14 protein-coding genes are annotated in these 13,333 nt (G+C 73.6%); 10 read left to right on the forward strand and 4 right to left on the reverse strand.

Annotated elements, in window-relative coordinates; all coding sequences use genetic code 11:
* Positions 1 to 35: 35 nt before the first annotated feature.
* Positions 36 to 641 carry a carbonic anhydrase gene (locus EKH77_RS18260; protein WP_126915410.1) on the reverse strand — a complete coding sequence of 202 codons (606 nt, stop codon included), beginning with the start codon at positions 639 to 641 and terminating at the stop codon, positions 36 to 38.
* A 127-nt stretch (positions 642 to 768) separates the two neighbouring features.
* On the opposite strand from EKH77_RS18260, the gene cynR reads away from it, so the two are divergent.
* The 6 genes from cynR to EKH77_RS18290 all read left to right on the forward strand — a co-directional run bounded on the left by cynR (position 769) and on the right by EKH77_RS18290 (position 5,303).
* On the forward strand, positions 769 to 1,677 hold the full coding sequence (cynR, locus tag EKH77_RS18265; protein ID WP_126915411.1) for a transcriptional regulator CynR: 909 nt from the start codon (positions 769 to 771) through the stop codon (positions 1,675 to 1,677).
* Positions 1,678 to 1,892: 215 nt separating this feature from the next.
* Positions 1,893 to 2,735 carry a putative protein N(5)-glutamine methyltransferase gene (locus EKH77_RS18270; RefSeq protein WP_126915412.1) on the forward strand — a complete coding sequence of 281 codons (843 nt, stop codon included), beginning with the start codon at positions 1,893 to 1,895 and terminating at the stop codon, positions 2,733 to 2,735.
* A 30-nt stretch (positions 2,736 to 2,765) separates the two neighbouring features.
* On the forward strand, positions 2,766 to 3,170 hold the full coding sequence (locus EKH77_RS18275; protein WP_240667406.1) for a helix-turn-helix domain-containing protein: 405 nt from the start codon (positions 2,766 to 2,768) through the stop codon (positions 3,168 to 3,170).
* A 94-nt stretch (positions 3,171 to 3,264) separates the two neighbouring features.
* Positions 3,265 to 3,675 (forward strand): VOC family protein, encoded by a 411-nt coding sequence (locus EKH77_RS18280; RefSeq protein ID WP_126915413.1) that lies wholly within the window; start codon positions 3,265 to 3,267, stop codon positions 3,673 to 3,675.
* Between the two features lie 60 nt (positions 3,676 to 3,735).
* Positions 3,736 to 4,548, forward strand: a complete 813-nt coding sequence (locus tag EKH77_RS18285) for a GNAT family N-acetyltransferase (RefSeq protein ID WP_240667407.1) — start codon at positions 3,736 to 3,738, stop codon at positions 4,546 to 4,548.
* Positions 4,549 to 4,634: 86 nt separating this feature from the next.
* On the forward strand, positions 4,635 to 5,303 hold the full coding sequence (locus EKH77_RS18290) for a ScbR family autoregulator-binding transcription factor (protein ID WP_126915414.1): 669 nt from the start codon (positions 4,635 to 4,637) through the stop codon (positions 5,301 to 5,303).
* Positions 5,304 to 5,326: 23 nt separating this feature from the next.
* On the opposite strand, the gene dtd is transcribed toward EKH77_RS18290, so the two are convergent.
* Positions 5,327 to 5,752: a D-aminoacyl-tRNA deacylase gene (gene dtd / locus EKH77_RS18295; protein WP_126915415.1), complete on the reverse strand. Its 426-nt coding sequence runs from the start codon at positions 5,750 to 5,752 to the stop codon at positions 5,327 to 5,329.
* Between the two features lie 158 nt (positions 5,753 to 5,910).
* Here dtd and EKH77_RS18300 point away from each other — a divergent pair, with 158 nt between their 5' ends.
* The 3 genes from EKH77_RS18300 to EKH77_RS18310 all read left to right on the forward strand — a co-directional run bounded on the left by EKH77_RS18300 (position 5,911) and on the right by EKH77_RS18310 (position 8,713).
* Complete coding sequence (locus EKH77_RS18300; RefSeq protein WP_240667408.1) at positions 5,911 to 6,552, forward strand: AmfC protein; 642 nt, start codon at positions 5,911 to 5,913, stop codon at positions 6,550 to 6,552.
* A 144-nt stretch (positions 6,553 to 6,696) separates the two neighbouring features.
* Positions 6,697 to 7,953, forward strand: coding sequence for a GNAT family N-acetyltransferase (locus EKH77_RS18305; protein ID WP_126915416.1), 1,257 nt, complete (start codon positions 6,697 to 6,699; stop codon positions 7,951 to 7,953).
* Between the two features lie 166 nt (positions 7,954 to 8,119).
* Entirely contained in the window at positions 8,120 to 8,713 is a 594-nt protein-coding gene (locus EKH77_RS18310; RefSeq protein WP_126915417.1) for an NADPH-dependent FMN reductase, read from the forward strand.
* Positions 8,714 to 8,734: 21 nt separating this feature from the next.
* Here the strand turns inward: EKH77_RS18310 and EKH77_RS18315 are convergent, their stop codons facing one another.
* Positions 8,735 to 9,604, reverse strand: coding sequence for an SDR family oxidoreductase (locus tag EKH77_RS18315; RefSeq protein WP_276319225.1), 870 nt, complete (start codon positions 9,602 to 9,604; stop codon positions 8,735 to 8,737).
* 105 nt (positions 9,605 to 9,709) lie between these two features.
* On the opposite strand from EKH77_RS18315, the gene EKH77_RS18320 reads away from it, so the two are divergent.
* A complete protein-coding gene (locus tag EKH77_RS18320; RefSeq protein ID WP_206279878.1) occupies positions 9,710 to 13,012 on the forward strand; it encodes a BTAD domain-containing putative transcriptional regulator in 3,303 nt (1,100 codons plus the stop codon).
* Here the strand turns inward: EKH77_RS18320 and EKH77_RS18325 are convergent.
* Positions 12,904 to 13,251, reverse strand: coding sequence for an ArsR/SmtB family transcription factor (locus tag EKH77_RS18325; RefSeq protein WP_126915418.1), 348 nt, complete (start codon positions 13,249 to 13,251; stop codon positions 12,904 to 12,906). The genes EKH77_RS18320 and EKH77_RS18325 overlap by 109 nt on opposite strands.
* Positions 13,252 to 13,333: the final 82 nt, after the last annotated feature.

Genomic DNA, 13,333 nt, shown 5'->3' on the forward strand with positions numbered 1-13,333 from the left:
GGTGGTTCGGGGCGGGATTCGGGCCGGGTCTCGCGTCAGGACGCGAGGGCGGTGCCCGTGCCGGTGACGTCGAGGGCTTCGACGCGCCCGGAGGCGATGTCGAAGACCCAGCCGTGCAGCGCCACCTTCTTCTCCGCCAGCGCCCGGGCGACGGAGGGATGGGTGGTCAGGTTCGTCAGCTGCGCGTACACGTTCTGGCGGACCAGGGCGCCGGTCTTCTCCGGGCCGGCCGCCATGCCGGCGGTGCGGGCCACGGCGGCGTCCGCGTGCCGCAGCCAGTCGGCGACCACCGGCGCGCCGGACAGGTCGTGGCCTTCGGCCAGGGCGGTCATCGCGCCGCAGGCGGAGTGCCCGCACACCACGATGTCGGTGACGCCCAGCACGGCGACGGCGTACTCGATGCTGGCCGTGACCCCATTCGCGCCGGGCGTATAGGCGGGGACGAGGTTTCCGGCGGTGCGGATGACAAACAGCTCGCCCGGCTCGCCCTGGGTGATCAGCTCGGGGACGACGCGGGCGTCCGAGCAGCCGATGAACAGCGTGTGCGGTGTGTGGTGCGTGGCCAGGTGGGTGAAGAGGTCCGCCTTGGCCGGGAAGACGTCTCGCTGGAATCGCGCGACGCCCTCGGTGAGGTCCTGCATGGGGTCACTCCCTTCGGTAGCCGTCGGGCCCTTGGGGGCCGGCGAGATCCACCATGCATGAGCTGCACCTATAGAGTCCAAGAGTTGTTCTCCATGAGAGCTATTGGTGCTGTCTATAGTGGCGGGTATGGCCGCCCTCGAACTGCGTCACCTGCGCTACCTGCTCGCCGTCGCGGAGCACGGGAACTTCACCCGCGCCGCCGAAGAGCTCCACATCTCCCAGCCCACCCTCTCCCAGCAGATCAAACAGCTGGAGCGCACGGTGGGCGTGCAGTTGCTCGACCGCACCGGCCGGACCGTACGGCCCACCGACGCCGGCCAGGTCTACGTCGAGCACGCCCGCCGGGCGCTGCGCGACCTCGCCGCCGCCGAACGCGCCGTCCACGACGTGCAGGACCTCTCCCGCGGCCACCTCCGCCTCGCGGTCACGCCGACGTTCACCGCCTACCTCGTCGGCCCGGTCGTCGCCGAGCTCCACGCCCGCCATCCCGGCATCACCCTGACCGTCACCGAAGAGACCCAGGACCGCATCGAGGCCGGTCTGGCCGGCGACGAGATCGACCTCGGCATCGCCTTCGCCGGGCCCCACCCGCCCGGCATCACCGCCACACCGCTGTTCACCGAGACCCTCAGCCTCGTCACCACCGCACAGCACGCCCCCACCACCGGCGATCGGCCCATGCCCGTCCAGGACCTCGAACGGCAGCAGCTCGCCCTGCTCAGCGCCGACTTCGCCACCCGGGGCCACATCGACGCCTACTTCACCCGCCACCGGGTCCAACCGCGCATCGCCGTGGAAGCCAACTCCATCCAGGCCCTCACCGAGATCGTCCGGCGCACCCCCCTGGCCACCGTCCTCCCCGACGCCATCACCCACGATCACCCCCACCTCACCCCCGTCCCCCTCGACCCGCCCCTGCCCACCCGCACCGTCACCCTCCTCACCCGCGAGGGCGCCTACCGGTCCGCCGCCACCCGCGCCTTCACCCGCCTCGTCCACGGCCACGTCGCGAACCGCGCCTACACCCCGGCCTGAGCGGCGGACGACGGGAGAGGGGCGACCCGGATGCCGCGCACCCGGAGGAGTTACCATCACTGCTGCAAGGAACAGGGGCCCGTGAACAGGGCCCGGACAGAAGGAGGTGGGACCGATCAACGCTGTGTCAGGTCGGGTGCTCTCGTCCCGCGACGTCGTGGTCGTGCCGGTCTAGGTGGACCGGGAGGGCGCCCTTCGTATCCCGAAAGGCTCCCGTGTCGGTTTCTTTCGCCGCTTCCGCGGCTCTGCAACTTCTCTCCTTCCGTAATGCCGTCATCTCCACGCTGCGCACCGCCGGTTGCGTCTTCGCCGAGGACGAGGCGGAGCTGATCCTCTCCGCTGCGGGCTCGCCGGACGAGCTCCACGCCATGGTGGACCGGCGGGCGGCCGGCCAGCCGCTTGAACACGTCGTCGGCTGGGCCGAGTTCCGGGGCCTGCGGATCGCGGTCGACCCCGGCGTCTTCGTACCGCGCCGGCGTACCGAATTCCTCGTCCAACAGGCCGTCAGCCACGCCCTGGGCCGTGGTCCGGACGTGGTCGCCGTGGACCTGTGCTGCGGGTCCGGCGCGCTGGGCGCGGCGCTGGTGGCCGGGGTGGGGGAGGCCGGCGGGGGGACGGGCGTCGAGCTGTACGCGGCCGACATCGACCCCGCCGCCGTGCGGTGCGCGCGCCGCAATGTCGCCGCGTCCGGCGGGCGGGTCCTGGAGGGCGATCTGTACGCGCCGCTGCCCGCCGCGCTCCGCGGCCGTGTCGACGTCCTGCTCGCCAACGCCCCCTACGTCCCCACCGACGCCATCGGGCTGCTGCCCGCCGAGGCGCGGGTCCACGAGGCGCGGGTGGCGCTCGACGGCGGACCGGACGGGCTCGACGTCCAGCGCCGAGTGGCCGCCGGAGCCGCGCGCTGGCTGGCGCCCGGCGGGCATCTGCTGATGGAGACGAGCGAGCGGCAGGCGTCCCGGACGGTCGAGGTCTTCGCCGGCGGTGGGCTGGAGGCGGCGGTCGTCCACTGCGAGGACCTGGGCGCCACCGTGGCGATAGGGACGCTCCCGCAGCGCTGACCTGCGTTTCCGCGCCCGCCATATGGTGGGATGAGCGGTGTGAACCGTGCCGCCGTCGAGGACACCAACCGCCGGATGCTGAGGGCGCGGGACGCCATGGACCGCGCCTACGCGGAGCCCCTGGACGTCCCCGCCCTCGCCCGGATCGCCCATGTGTCCGAGGCGCATTTCAGCCGTACCTTCCGCGCGACGTTCGGGGAGACCCCGCACCGCTACCTCCAGCGGCGGCGCGTCGAGCGGGCGATGTTCCTGCTGCGTGAGACCGGGCGACCGGTCACGGACATCTGCTTCGAGGTCGGCTTCGGCAGTCCCGGGACGTTCAGCCGGACGTTCCGGGACATCGTCGGCATGTCGCCCCGGGAGTACCGCAAGCAGGCGGTCGCGCGGCATGTGCCCACCTGCTTCGCGATGGCGTGGATCCGGCCGGGGAGCTGACCGGGACCTGAGGGGACCCCTGGGAGCCGACGGGCGTGGCAGGTGAGCAGTTTTGGATAAGTTTTCGGGCGCCTGGCCGAATAGCGTTGTCCTCATGTTCAACGCCATCACGCACTCGCAGATTTACGTCCTCGACCAGGACGAGGCCCTCGACTTCTACGTCGGCAAGCTGGGCCTGGAGATCACCGCCGACATCCCGCTGGGCTTTATGCGCTGGCTGACCGTCGGCGTCCCCGGTGACGCCGGCCGCCAGATCCTGCTGGAGCAGCCGGGCGGGCCGATGATGTCCGACGAGACGGCGGCGCAGGTGCGCGACCTGGTCACCAAGGGCGCGATGGCCGGCTGGCTGATTCTCACCACGCCGGACTGCCACAAGACCTACGAGACGCTGCTGGCCAAGGGCGTCGAGTTCACCGAGCCGCCGACCGAGCGCCCCTACGGGATCGACTGCGGGCTGCGCGACCCGTTCGGCAACCGCATCCGCTTCACGCAGCCGAAGGTCTGACGGGCCGCAGGCCCCGGTAATTCCGTTGCCGCCCGCCCCGGCCGGTGCTGTGGTGTGCGGATGGACAAGGACACGGTGGACACGGTGGCGGCGCTCCTGCCGCTCTACGACCGCGAGATGCGGGAGGGCGTACGGGCCGACGGGCCCGGCGCCCGCGTCGAGCGCGTCGAGTACCCCGGGCGCTCCGGAACGGTCGTCGTCCGGCACGTCGGCGCGGACGCCGACGGCTGGAACGGCGTCGTCTGGTCGGACCTCGACGAGGACACGGCGGACGCCGCCATCGCCGAACAGGTGGCGTACTTCGCCTCGCTCGGCCGCGAGTTCGAGTGGAAGCTGTACGGCCACGACCTGCCGGCCGACCTGCCGCGCAGGCTGCGGGCGGCCGGTTTCGTGGCCGAGCCCATGGAGACGCTGATGGTCGCCGCCATCGCGGACCTCCCGGCCGGTTCCGGGCCCCCGGAGGGGATCCGGCTGCTCCCTGTCACCGACGCGGCCGGCGTCGACCTGGCGGTGGCCGCCCAGGAGCGGGCGTTCGGCGAGTCCCGGGAGCAGCACCGGAAGCTGCTTCTCGACCAGCTGGACTCGGACGTTCCGCTCGCGGTCGTCGCCATGGCCGGGGACGTTCCGGTGAGCGCGGCGCGGATGGAACTCCACCCCGGGACGTCCTTCGTGAGCCTGTGGGGCGGCGGTACCGCGCCGGAGTGGCGGGGGCGGGGGATCTACCGCGCGCTCGTCCACCACCGGGCGTGGCTGGCGGCCGAGCACGGGTACCGCCATCTGCACGTCGACGCGTCGGCGATGAGCCGGCCGATCCTGGAGCGGCTGGGATTCGTGGCGCTGGGGACGACCACGCCATATGTTTTCCTGCCGTGAGTGCCTTCGGGCCGTGAGCCGTCCGGCTGCCGCCCGCGAGGGCCTCGGCGGCTGAAATATACCTACTCGAAGGTATATTGCCGCTCATGGTGAACGAGGCGAACGATCCGGCGGCGTGCACCTCGGCGACCGCGTTCCCGGCCCGGACGATCGACTGCGCCCGGGGGCCCGCCCCCAAGCAGGACCGGTCGATCCGCACCAAGGCCCTCGTCCTGCGCGCGGCGGCCGAGCTCTTCGCCGCGCGCGGCTTCCGGCACACGTCCGTCAAGGACGTGGCGGACCGGGTGGAGATGACCAAGGGCGCGGTGTACTTCCACTACCCGTCCAAGGAGTCGCTCGCCGTCGCCGTCGTCGAGCACCACTACGCCCGCTGGCCCGAACTGCTGGAGGAGATCCGGGAGGAGGGCCTGTCCCCGCTGGACACCGCCGCGGAGATGCTGAACCGGGCGGCCGTCGCCTTCCGCGACGACGTCGTCGTCCAGGCGGGCGCCCGGCTCCAGCTCGAGCGCCCGGAGATCGACGCCACGCTCCCCACGCCCTACGTCGACTGGACCGAGCTGCTCACCGGCCTGCTGACGGCCGCGCGCGACGAGGGCCGGCTGCGCGAGGGCGTCGAGCCGGCGGCGGCCGCGCGCTCGCTCGTCGCGGGCTTCTTCGGCATGCAGCACATCTCGGACGTGCTCGAGCACCGGGCCGACATCGTGGAGCGGTGGCGCGAGGTGGGCGGGCTGATGTTCTTCGCGCTCCGCGCGTAGCCCCCGGGGTCAGGCGCGCGCCCTCAGACCTCCACCAGCACCGTGAACGGGCCGTTGTTCGTCAGCGACACCTTCATGTCCGCCCCGAACACCCCCGTCTCCACCCGCGCCCCCAGCGCCCGCAGTCGCGCCACGACCTCGTCGACGAGGGGCTCCGCGACCGGGCCCGGGGCCGCCGCGTTCCACGTGGGGCGGCGCCCCTTGCGGGCGTCACCGTAGAGGGTGAACTGCGAGATCACGAGGAGCGGTGCCCCCACGTCCGAGCAGGACTTCTCGTCCGCCAGGATCCGCAGGCTCCACAGCTTCCGTGCCAGCTGCGCGCAGCGCTCCGGCGTGTCGTCGTGCGTCACCCCGACCAGCACGCACAGGCCCTCGCCGACGATCTCGCCGACCACCCGGCCGTCCACGGCGACGCTCGCCCCGTCCACCCTCTGCACCACAGCACGCATACGGACCATGATGCCCTGCGCCCATTCAGGTCCGTTCGGGCGGAGAGGCCCTGCGCACCGGGCGCACCGGGTGGCACGATGCGTGCAAGGCGGTGCTCTTCGCGGGCATCGGCAAGGCGATCCGTGCCGCACACCGCCGCCCGAGGGGACGGAACCGCATGACGAAGGACCTCACGGAGGGCCTCACCAAGGACCTCACGGACCTCGAAGAGCTCAAGCGGCTCAAGGACTTGAAGGGCCTGACGGCAGTGGACAGCTTGCAGGCCAGACCGCCGAGCCAGCGCTCCGGGCGGCAGGCGGACGTCCCCGGGCGGCGGCTGAACGAGCTGCGGCTGAACGAGCTGCGCGCGATGCGCCGGGACGCCCGGCGCGACGAGGCGGATCTCAGCTATGTGCGGCGGCTCCTCCAGGGCCGCATCGACATTCTGCGGGCGGAGCTGGCGCGCCGGGCGACGCCGGGTTCCCCGCTGGTGGAGCGGCTTCTGGTGGAACGGCTCTCGGAGATCCTGGCGGACGGCCCGTCCACCCACCGTTCCTCGGCCCGGCACGTGACGCTGGGCACCCCGCGCGGCGAGGAGTACCGGCGGCTGGCCGAGGACATGCTGTCGGAGGTCGAGCTGTCCGATCTGGGCGCCCGGACGGACGGGGAGCTACGGGCCGGTATGGGCCGGCTGGTGGCGTACGAGCGGCAGGTCTCCCTGCGCCGTCAGGGACTGCAGCGCACCACGGACGACTGCAGCGCCGAGATCGCACGCCGGTACCGTGAAGGGGAAGCACAGGTGGACGACCTGCTCTCGTGATCCGCCCGGCCTTCTGATGCGGGACACCGACGTCGGTACCGCCCGCTGAGCGGGTCCTTCCGTCTGGGCAGGTCCTGTTCCGGATCATTGACGGTCGTAGGAATTCGCGTGCGTCCCGCCCCGGCCCGCCCCTAGCGTGCTCGCATGACCGCGAGCACCGGCATCGAGATCCGTACGATCGACGACGACGACGTCCCGGCCTGGACGCGCGCCATGCACACCGGTTTCCTCCGGCCCCCCGTGGTCTCCAAGGAGGAGGTCGAGATACGTCGTGCCGGCATGGATCTCGACCGCACGCAGGGGGCCTTCGATGGAGGGCGCTGTGTCGCGGCCTTCCGCAGCTTCGCGCAGCGGCTCACCGTGCCGGGCGGGGCGTCCGTCGCGGCCGACGCCGTCTCCAACGTGTCCGTCTCGCCCACCCACCGCCGCCGCGGTCTGCTCGGCCGGATGATGACGAACGACCTGCGGCTCGCCAAGGAGCGCGGCGACGCGGCGGCGACCCTGATCGCCGCCGAGTGGCTCATCTACGGCCGGTACGGCTTCGGCCCCGCCTCCTGGACCACCGAGTGGGAGGTGGACGTGGCCCGCGCGGGCCTGGACCGCCGCTACGCGGGGCCCGCGGACGGCGGGCGCGTCGACTTCGTGGACCCCGGCACGGCGCGCGAGCTCGGCCCCGCCCTCCACGAGCGGCTGCGCGCCACGCGGCCCGGCTTCGTCGACCGTGACGAGCGCTGGTGGCGACGGGCCACGGGCGACCTCCGCCCGGCCGGCCGGCCATGGACGGAGCCGTTCTACGTCGTCTACCGCGCCCCCGACGGCGCTGTCGACGGCCTCCTCGCCTACACCGCCCAGGACACGTGGGAGGCCAAGCGCCCGCACGGCACCGCCTCCGTGCTCGACCTGATCGCGGTGAGCACCGAGGCCGAACGGGCCCTGTGGCACTTCCTGCTGTCGGTCGACTGGATCACCACCGTCCGCTCCGGCTTCCGCGCCCCCGACGACCTGCTCCCGCTGCTGCTGCCCGACCCGCGCGCCGCCAAGGTCACCACGCACGCCGACCTCCTGTGGCTGCGCCCGCTGGACGTGCCGGCCCTGCTGGAGGCCCGGACGTACGCCCACCCCGGCACGCTGGTCGTCGAGATCGCCGACCCGGACGGCTACGCGGGCGGGCGCTTCCTGCTGGAGGCGGGGCCGGACGGCGCCGCCCGCTGCGCTGCCACCGCGCGCCCGGCCGATCTCGCCCTGGGCGTGGGCGACCTGGGCGCCCTGTACCTGGGCGACGAGTCCGTCGTACGGCTGGCCGCGCTGGGCCGGGTCGCCGAGGAGCGGCCGGGCGCGGCGGCGCGCGCCGAGCTGATGCTGCGCACGGCCCGGCGGCCGTGGTGCCCGGACGTCTTCTGAGCCGCCGCCCGCCCGTTTTCCGAGCCGCCCGTTCCCGCCGTGCGGGCGCCCGGAAATCCACGCTTGACCTCAAGCATGGTTGAGGTAAGAGGCTTCTTCCAGCGCCCGGGCAGCCCGCCGGAAACGCCGAGAAATCGCCGAGAAATCGCTGAGAAGAGGACCCGTCATGTCCGAGACCCCCTACCGCCTCGCCGTCGTCGTCGCTTCCACCCGTGAGGGCCGGTTCGGCCCCACGGTCGCCGAGTGGCTCGCCGACCAGACCGCACGGCGCGACGACATCGACGTCGACGTCATCGATCTCGCCGAACACCCGCTTCCCGTCAGCCTGTCCAAGAACCCCAGTGCCGAGGACGCCGCCGTGCTGGCCGCCGTGACTCCTCGGCTGGCGGCGGCCGACGCCTTCGTCGTCATCACGCCCGAGTACAACCACAGCTACCCGGCGCCCCTGAAGAACCTCATCGACTGGCACTACACCCAGTGGCAGGCCAAGCCGGTCGCCTTCGTCTCCTACGGCGGTCTCTCCGGCGGCCTGCGCGCGGTCGAGCACCTGCGCCCGGTCTTCGCCGAACTGCACGCCGTCACCATCCGCGAGACCGTCAGCTTCCACAGCCCCTGGGGCAAGCTGGACGCCTCGGGCCGCCACGTGGACGAGGAGGCGGGCCAGTTGGCCGCCGGTGCCGCCAAGGTGATGCTGGACCAGCTCTCCTGGTGGGCCGTCTCCCTGCGCGAGGCCCGCGCCACCCGCCCGTACGGCGCGTGAGCCCCTGCGCCCCGGCCGGCCCTACCCGGCCGGGAGCATGGCGACGACGCTCTGCGCCAGCCCGCCGTCCACCGGCAGCTTCACGCCGGTGGTGAACGTCGCCTCGGCGGCCAGGAACAGCGCGGCCCGCGCCACCTCGTCGGCCGAACCGTGCCGACCCATCGGCGTGCTGACGTCGCCCAGCTCCCTGAAGTGCAGCCGCTCCTCGTCGGACATGGCGGCCACGCCCATGGTGGGCGTGTCGATGAAGCCGGGGCTCACGGCGTTGACCCGGATGCCCTGCCCGACCAGCTCGGCGGCCAGCACCTGGGCGAACGCCCACACGGCGGCCTTCGAGCCCGCGTAGACGCCCATACCGGGCGCCCCCATGGAGTCCGCGACGCTCGTGGTGAACACGATCGCCCCGCCCTCGCGCAGCAGCGGGATCATCCGCTGCACCGTGAAGAACGCCCCCTTGGCGTTGACCCCGAACTGCCGGTCGTAGGACTCCTCGGTGACCTCCGCGACCGGGCCGAGCTCCGCGACCCCGGCGTTGACGAAGAGGTAGTCGACATGGCCGAGGACCTCCTCGGCCGTCGCGCCCAGCGCGGCGATGTCGTCGAGGCTGGTGGTGTCGGAGCGGACGACATGGGCGAGGGCGCCCAGTTCCTCCTGGGCCCGGAGCAGGTGCGCGTCTCTCAAGCCGGTCAATAACACCTCCGCCCCGCCCGCGACGAGGCGTCTGGCGATGGCCAGCCCCACGCCCATGGTTCCGCCGGTGATGACGGCCTTCTTGCCCTCGTACCGACCGCTGTTCCGGCCGTCGTGCTCACCGTCGTGCTTACGGCCGTACTTACCGCCGTGACGAGGCTCGTCGGTGAACATGTCCGTGGTTTCGATGGAAATCGCCATGACCGTACTCTTTCGCGTCCCACTGACGACCCGCTGCGGAAGAGCTGACGGTCCACGGTCATGTCAGCCCGGCCCGGAGCGGTCCGCTGAGCTACGGTCGACGGCATGCGGTTCGGGGTGCTCGGTCCACTGACGGTGTGGGACGACGCGGGGGATGCGGTCAGGGTGCGCGAGGCGAAGGTCCGCGCGCTGCTGACGGACCTCCTGGTGCACGAAGGCCGGCCGGTCCCCACCGACCGGCTCGTCGACGACCTGTGGGGCGGCACGCCCCCCGGCAACCCCGCCAACGCCCTCCAGGCCAAGGTCTCCCAGCTGCGCCGGACCGTCGGCCGCGACCGCGTCGTCCACACCCCGCCCGGCTACCGGCTCCGCCTGGACACCGGCGACACCGACGCCGACCGCTTCCAGGCCCTCGTCGCCCGCGCCCGGGCCGTCACCGGGCCCCGCGAGCGCGCCGCGCTGCTCACCGAGGCGCTGGGCCTGTGGCGCGGCCCCGCCTACGCCGACTTCGCCGACGCCGCGTACGTCCGCGCCGCCGCCCTGCGCCTGGAGGAACTCCGGCTGACCGCGCTGGAGGAACAGGCCGAGGCCCGGCTCGAACTGGACGAACACGGCCGCCTCGCCGGCGAGCTCACCGCGCTCGTCGCCCGGCACCCGCTGCGCGAACGGCTGCGCGCGGTCCAGATGCGCGCCCTGTACCGGGCCGGGCGGCAGAGCGAGGCCCTCGCCTCCTACGCCGGGCTGCGCGAACGGCTCGCCCGCGAGCTGGGCCTGGACCCGGTACCGGAACTCACCGCCCTCCACCAGGCGATCCTCACCCAAGCCCCGGAACTCACGGCCCGCGCCGCCGCCCTCCCCGATGCGACGGCCGTACGCACCAACCTGCCCGCCCCCCTCACCGAACTCATCGGCCGCGAGGACGCCACGGCCGAGGTGACCGCCCTCCTGCGCACCGGACGGCTGGTGACGCTCACCGGGCCGGGCGGCGTCGGCAAGACCGTCCTCGCGGTGGAGGCGGCGGGCCGGCTCGCGGGCGGCCGCTTCGACGAGGTGTGGCTGGCGGAACTGGCCGGGCAGCACGGCGACGCCGACTCCCTGGCCGAGGTGATCGCCGGAGCCATGGGCGTACGCGACGACGGGGCCCCGCACGGCGCGCCCGCGCCGCTGTCGGCCGTCGAACGCCTCGGCCAGCGGCTGCGCGACCGGCGGGCCCTGCTGATCCTCGACAACTGCGAGCAGGTCGTCGAGGCCGCCGCCGAGCTCACCGACCGGCTGCTGCGGGCCGCGCCCGGCCTGCGCGTCCTGGCCACCAGCCAGGAGCCGCTGGGCCTGCCCGCCGAGACGGTGCGCTCCGTCGAACCGCTGCCGCAGGCCGACGCGGTACGGCTGTTCACCGTCCGCGCGGCCGCCGCCGCGCCCGGCTTCGTCCTGGACGACCGCAGCAGGGACGCCGTCGACGTCATCTGCCGCCGCCTGGACGGGCTCCCGCTCGCCCTGGAACTCGCCGCCACCCGCGTCCGGGCGCTGGGCGTCCGCGAGCTCGCCTCCCGGCTGGACGACCGCTTCCGCCTCCTGACGGGCCGTCGGCGCGGCGCGCCGCGCAGGCAGCAGACGCTGCGGGCCGTCATCGACTGGAGCTGGGGGCTGCTGACCGTCCCCGAACGGACCGTGCTGCGCCGGCTGGCCGCGCACACCGACGGCTGCACACTGGCGGCGGCGGAGGCCGTCTGCGCGGGCGAGGGCGTCGCGCGCGAGGACGTACTGGGCCTGCTGGCCCGGCTCGTCGACCGGTCCCTGGTCCTGGTGACCGACTGCGAGCGGGGCCCCCGCTACCGGCTGCTGGAGTCCGTCGCCGCCTACGCCACCGAGCGGCTGCGCGAGGTGGCGGACGAGACGTGTGTGCGCCGGCGGCACCTGCGCTACTACGCCGACCTCGCCGAGCGCGCCCGTCCGTATCTCCACGGCGCCGAACAGCGCGAGTGGCTGCACCGGCTGGACGCCGAGAGCGGCAACATGCGCGCCGCCCTCGACACGGCCGTCCGGGAGGGCGCGGCGGACGAAGCCCGCCGGCTGGTGGGCTCCCTGGCCTGGTACTGGCTGCTGCGCGGCCGGCTGGGCGAGGCGCGCCGCTGGGCGGAGGCGGCCCTGTCGACCGGCGAGTCGGGCGAGATCCGGGCCGTGCACAGCGGTTTCGCGCTGCTCTCGGGCCACCGGGCCGAACCGCCGGCGTACGAGGGGCTGGACGGGCCGGGCGTCCGGGCCAGGGCCCGCTGGTTCCTGGCGTACGCCCTGTTCAACACCGGTGATCTCGCCGCCAGCGAGAAGCAGACGGAGCTGGCGCTCGTGGGCTTCCGGGAGCACGGCGACCGCTGGGGCGTCGCCGCCGCCCTCGCCCTGCGCGCCACCCACGCGATGATCCGCGGCGAGCTGGCCGCCGTCCGGCGCGACGGCGAGGCCAGCGCGGCCCTCTTCCGGGAGCTGGGCGACCGGTGGGGCCAGCTCCAGAGCGTGGCGCCGCTCGCGACCCTGGCCGAGATCGGCGGGGACTACGCGCGGGCCGAACGGCTGCTGAACGACGCCCTGGTCATCGCCGAGGACCTGGACCTGGCCACCGAGGTCTCCTTCCTCCTCTCCCACCTCGGCCGGATCGCCCTGCTGACCGGCGCCCGGGGCGCGGCCCGGGAGCTCCACGAACGGGCGCGGCGGACGGCCGTGGCCCAGGGCTTCAAGTTCGGCGAGATCCACGCCGAGCTGGGCCAGGCGCTCTCGGCCCGGCGGGACGGGGACCTCGCCACTGCGGAAACGATTCTGCTGAAGATCCGCGACTGGTACGACGCGGTGGCGGCGGAGCCGGGCAATCCGCTGGTCCTCGACGAACTGGGCTTCGTCGCCGAGCTGCGCGGCGACGCGGTGGCGGCGTGGCTGCTGCACCGCGAGGCGCTCGAGATCGCCCGGCTGATCGGCGACCCGCGCGCGATGGCCCTGCCCCTGGAGGGCCTCTCCGGCGCCGCCGCGCTCGGCGGCGACCCCGGGCTGGCCGCGCTCCTCCTGGGCGCCGCCGCGGGCGCCCGCGCCTCGGCGGGCGCCCCCCTGCCGCCGGCCGAACGCGGCGATGTCGACCGCGTCACGGCGGGCGCCCGGGCGGCCCTGGGCGAGGAGGCCTTCACGGTGTCCTTCGCCCGGGGCACGCGACTGGGGCTGGCGGTGCTGGGGGCGGGGGTGGGGAGGGGGGCCGACGCCCCGGCTTTCGTCGTGGGCGCTGCTCAGGGCGTGGGCGCCGCTCAGAACGTGGGGGCCGCTCAGGACGCGGGCGTCCAGGCGGCGACCAGGTCGAGGAGGCCGGGGAAGCGGGTGTTGAGGTCGTCGACGCGGACGTGGCTGCGGCGCTCGAGCCCGTACTGCCGCTGACGGGTGACGCCCGCCTCGCGCAGGACCTTGAAGTGATGGGTGAGCGAGGACTTGGGGCGGTCCAGGCCGAACCAGCCGCACGGGTGGTCGAACCGCTCGGACTCCAGGAGGAGTTTGCGGACGATCCCCATGCGGAGGGGGTCGCTGAGCGCGCCCATGACCGCCTCCAGGCGGATCTCGTCGACCGCGGGCTCCGGGAGGGGCTCGGGCAGGTCGTCGGGGGTGGGCAGGACTGTCATGACCGCTCCCTGGTGGCGCCGTCTCGCTGTGCGAATTCCTTGTACGAGTTTGATCGTACTGCATGCTAAGTTCGACTCGACT

It is taken from the genome of Streptomyces luteoverticillatus (assembly GCF_003970715.1).
GTDB lineage: Bacteria > Actinomycetota > Actinomycetes > Streptomycetales > Streptomycetaceae > Streptomyces > Streptomyces abikoensis.

What these genes read in the sequence shown, in the direction of transcription:
- EKH77_RS18260 (WP_126915410.1), bottom strand. Translation starts at nt 641, where the DNA reads ATGCAGGACCTCACCGAGGGCGTCGCGCGATTCCAGCGAGACGTCTTC.
- cynR (WP_126915411.1), top strand. Translation starts at nt 769, where the DNA reads ATGGCCGCCCTCGAACTGCGTCACCTGCGCTACCTGCTCGCCGTCGCG.
- EKH77_RS18275 (WP_240667406.1), top strand. Translation starts at nt 2,766, where the DNA reads ATGAGCGGTGTGAACCGTGCCGCCGTCGAGGACACCAACCGCCGGATG.
- EKH77_RS18280 (WP_126915413.1), top strand. Translation starts at nt 3,265, where the DNA reads ATGTTCAACGCCATCACGCACTCGCAGATTTACGTCCTCGACCAGGAC.
- EKH77_RS18285 (WP_240667407.1), top strand. Translation starts at nt 3,736, where the DNA reads ATGGACAAGGACACGGTGGACACGGTGGCGGCGCTCCTGCCGCTCTAC.
- EKH77_RS18290 (WP_126915414.1), top strand. Translation starts at nt 4,635, where the DNA reads ATGGTGAACGAGGCGAACGATCCGGCGGCGTGCACCTCGGCGACCGCG.
- dtd (WP_126915415.1), bottom strand. Translation starts at nt 5,752, where the DNA reads ATGCGTGCTGTGGTGCAGAGGGTGGACGGGGCGAGCGTCGCCGTGGAC.
- EKH77_RS18300 (WP_240667408.1), top strand. Translation starts at nt 5,911, where the DNA reads ATGACGAAGGACCTCACGGAGGGCCTCACCAAGGACCTCACGGACCTC.
- EKH77_RS18305 (WP_126915416.1), top strand. Translation starts at nt 6,697, where the DNA reads ATGACCGCGAGCACCGGCATCGAGATCCGTACGATCGACGACGACGAC.
- EKH77_RS18310 (WP_126915417.1), top strand. Translation starts at nt 8,120, where the DNA reads ATGTCCGAGACCCCCTACCGCCTCGCCGTCGTCGTCGCTTCCACCCGT.
- EKH77_RS18315 (WP_276319225.1), bottom strand. Translation starts at nt 9,604, where the DNA reads ATGGCGATTTCCATCGAAACCACGGACATGTTCACCGACGAGCCTCGT.
- EKH77_RS18320 (WP_206279878.1), top strand. Translation starts at nt 9,710, where the DNA reads ATGCGGTTCGGGGTGCTCGGTCCACTGACGGTGTGGGACGACGCGGGG.
- EKH77_RS18325 (WP_126915418.1), bottom strand. Translation starts at nt 13,251, where the DNA reads ATGACAGTCCTGCCCACCCCCGACGACCTGCCCGAGCCCCTCCCGGAG.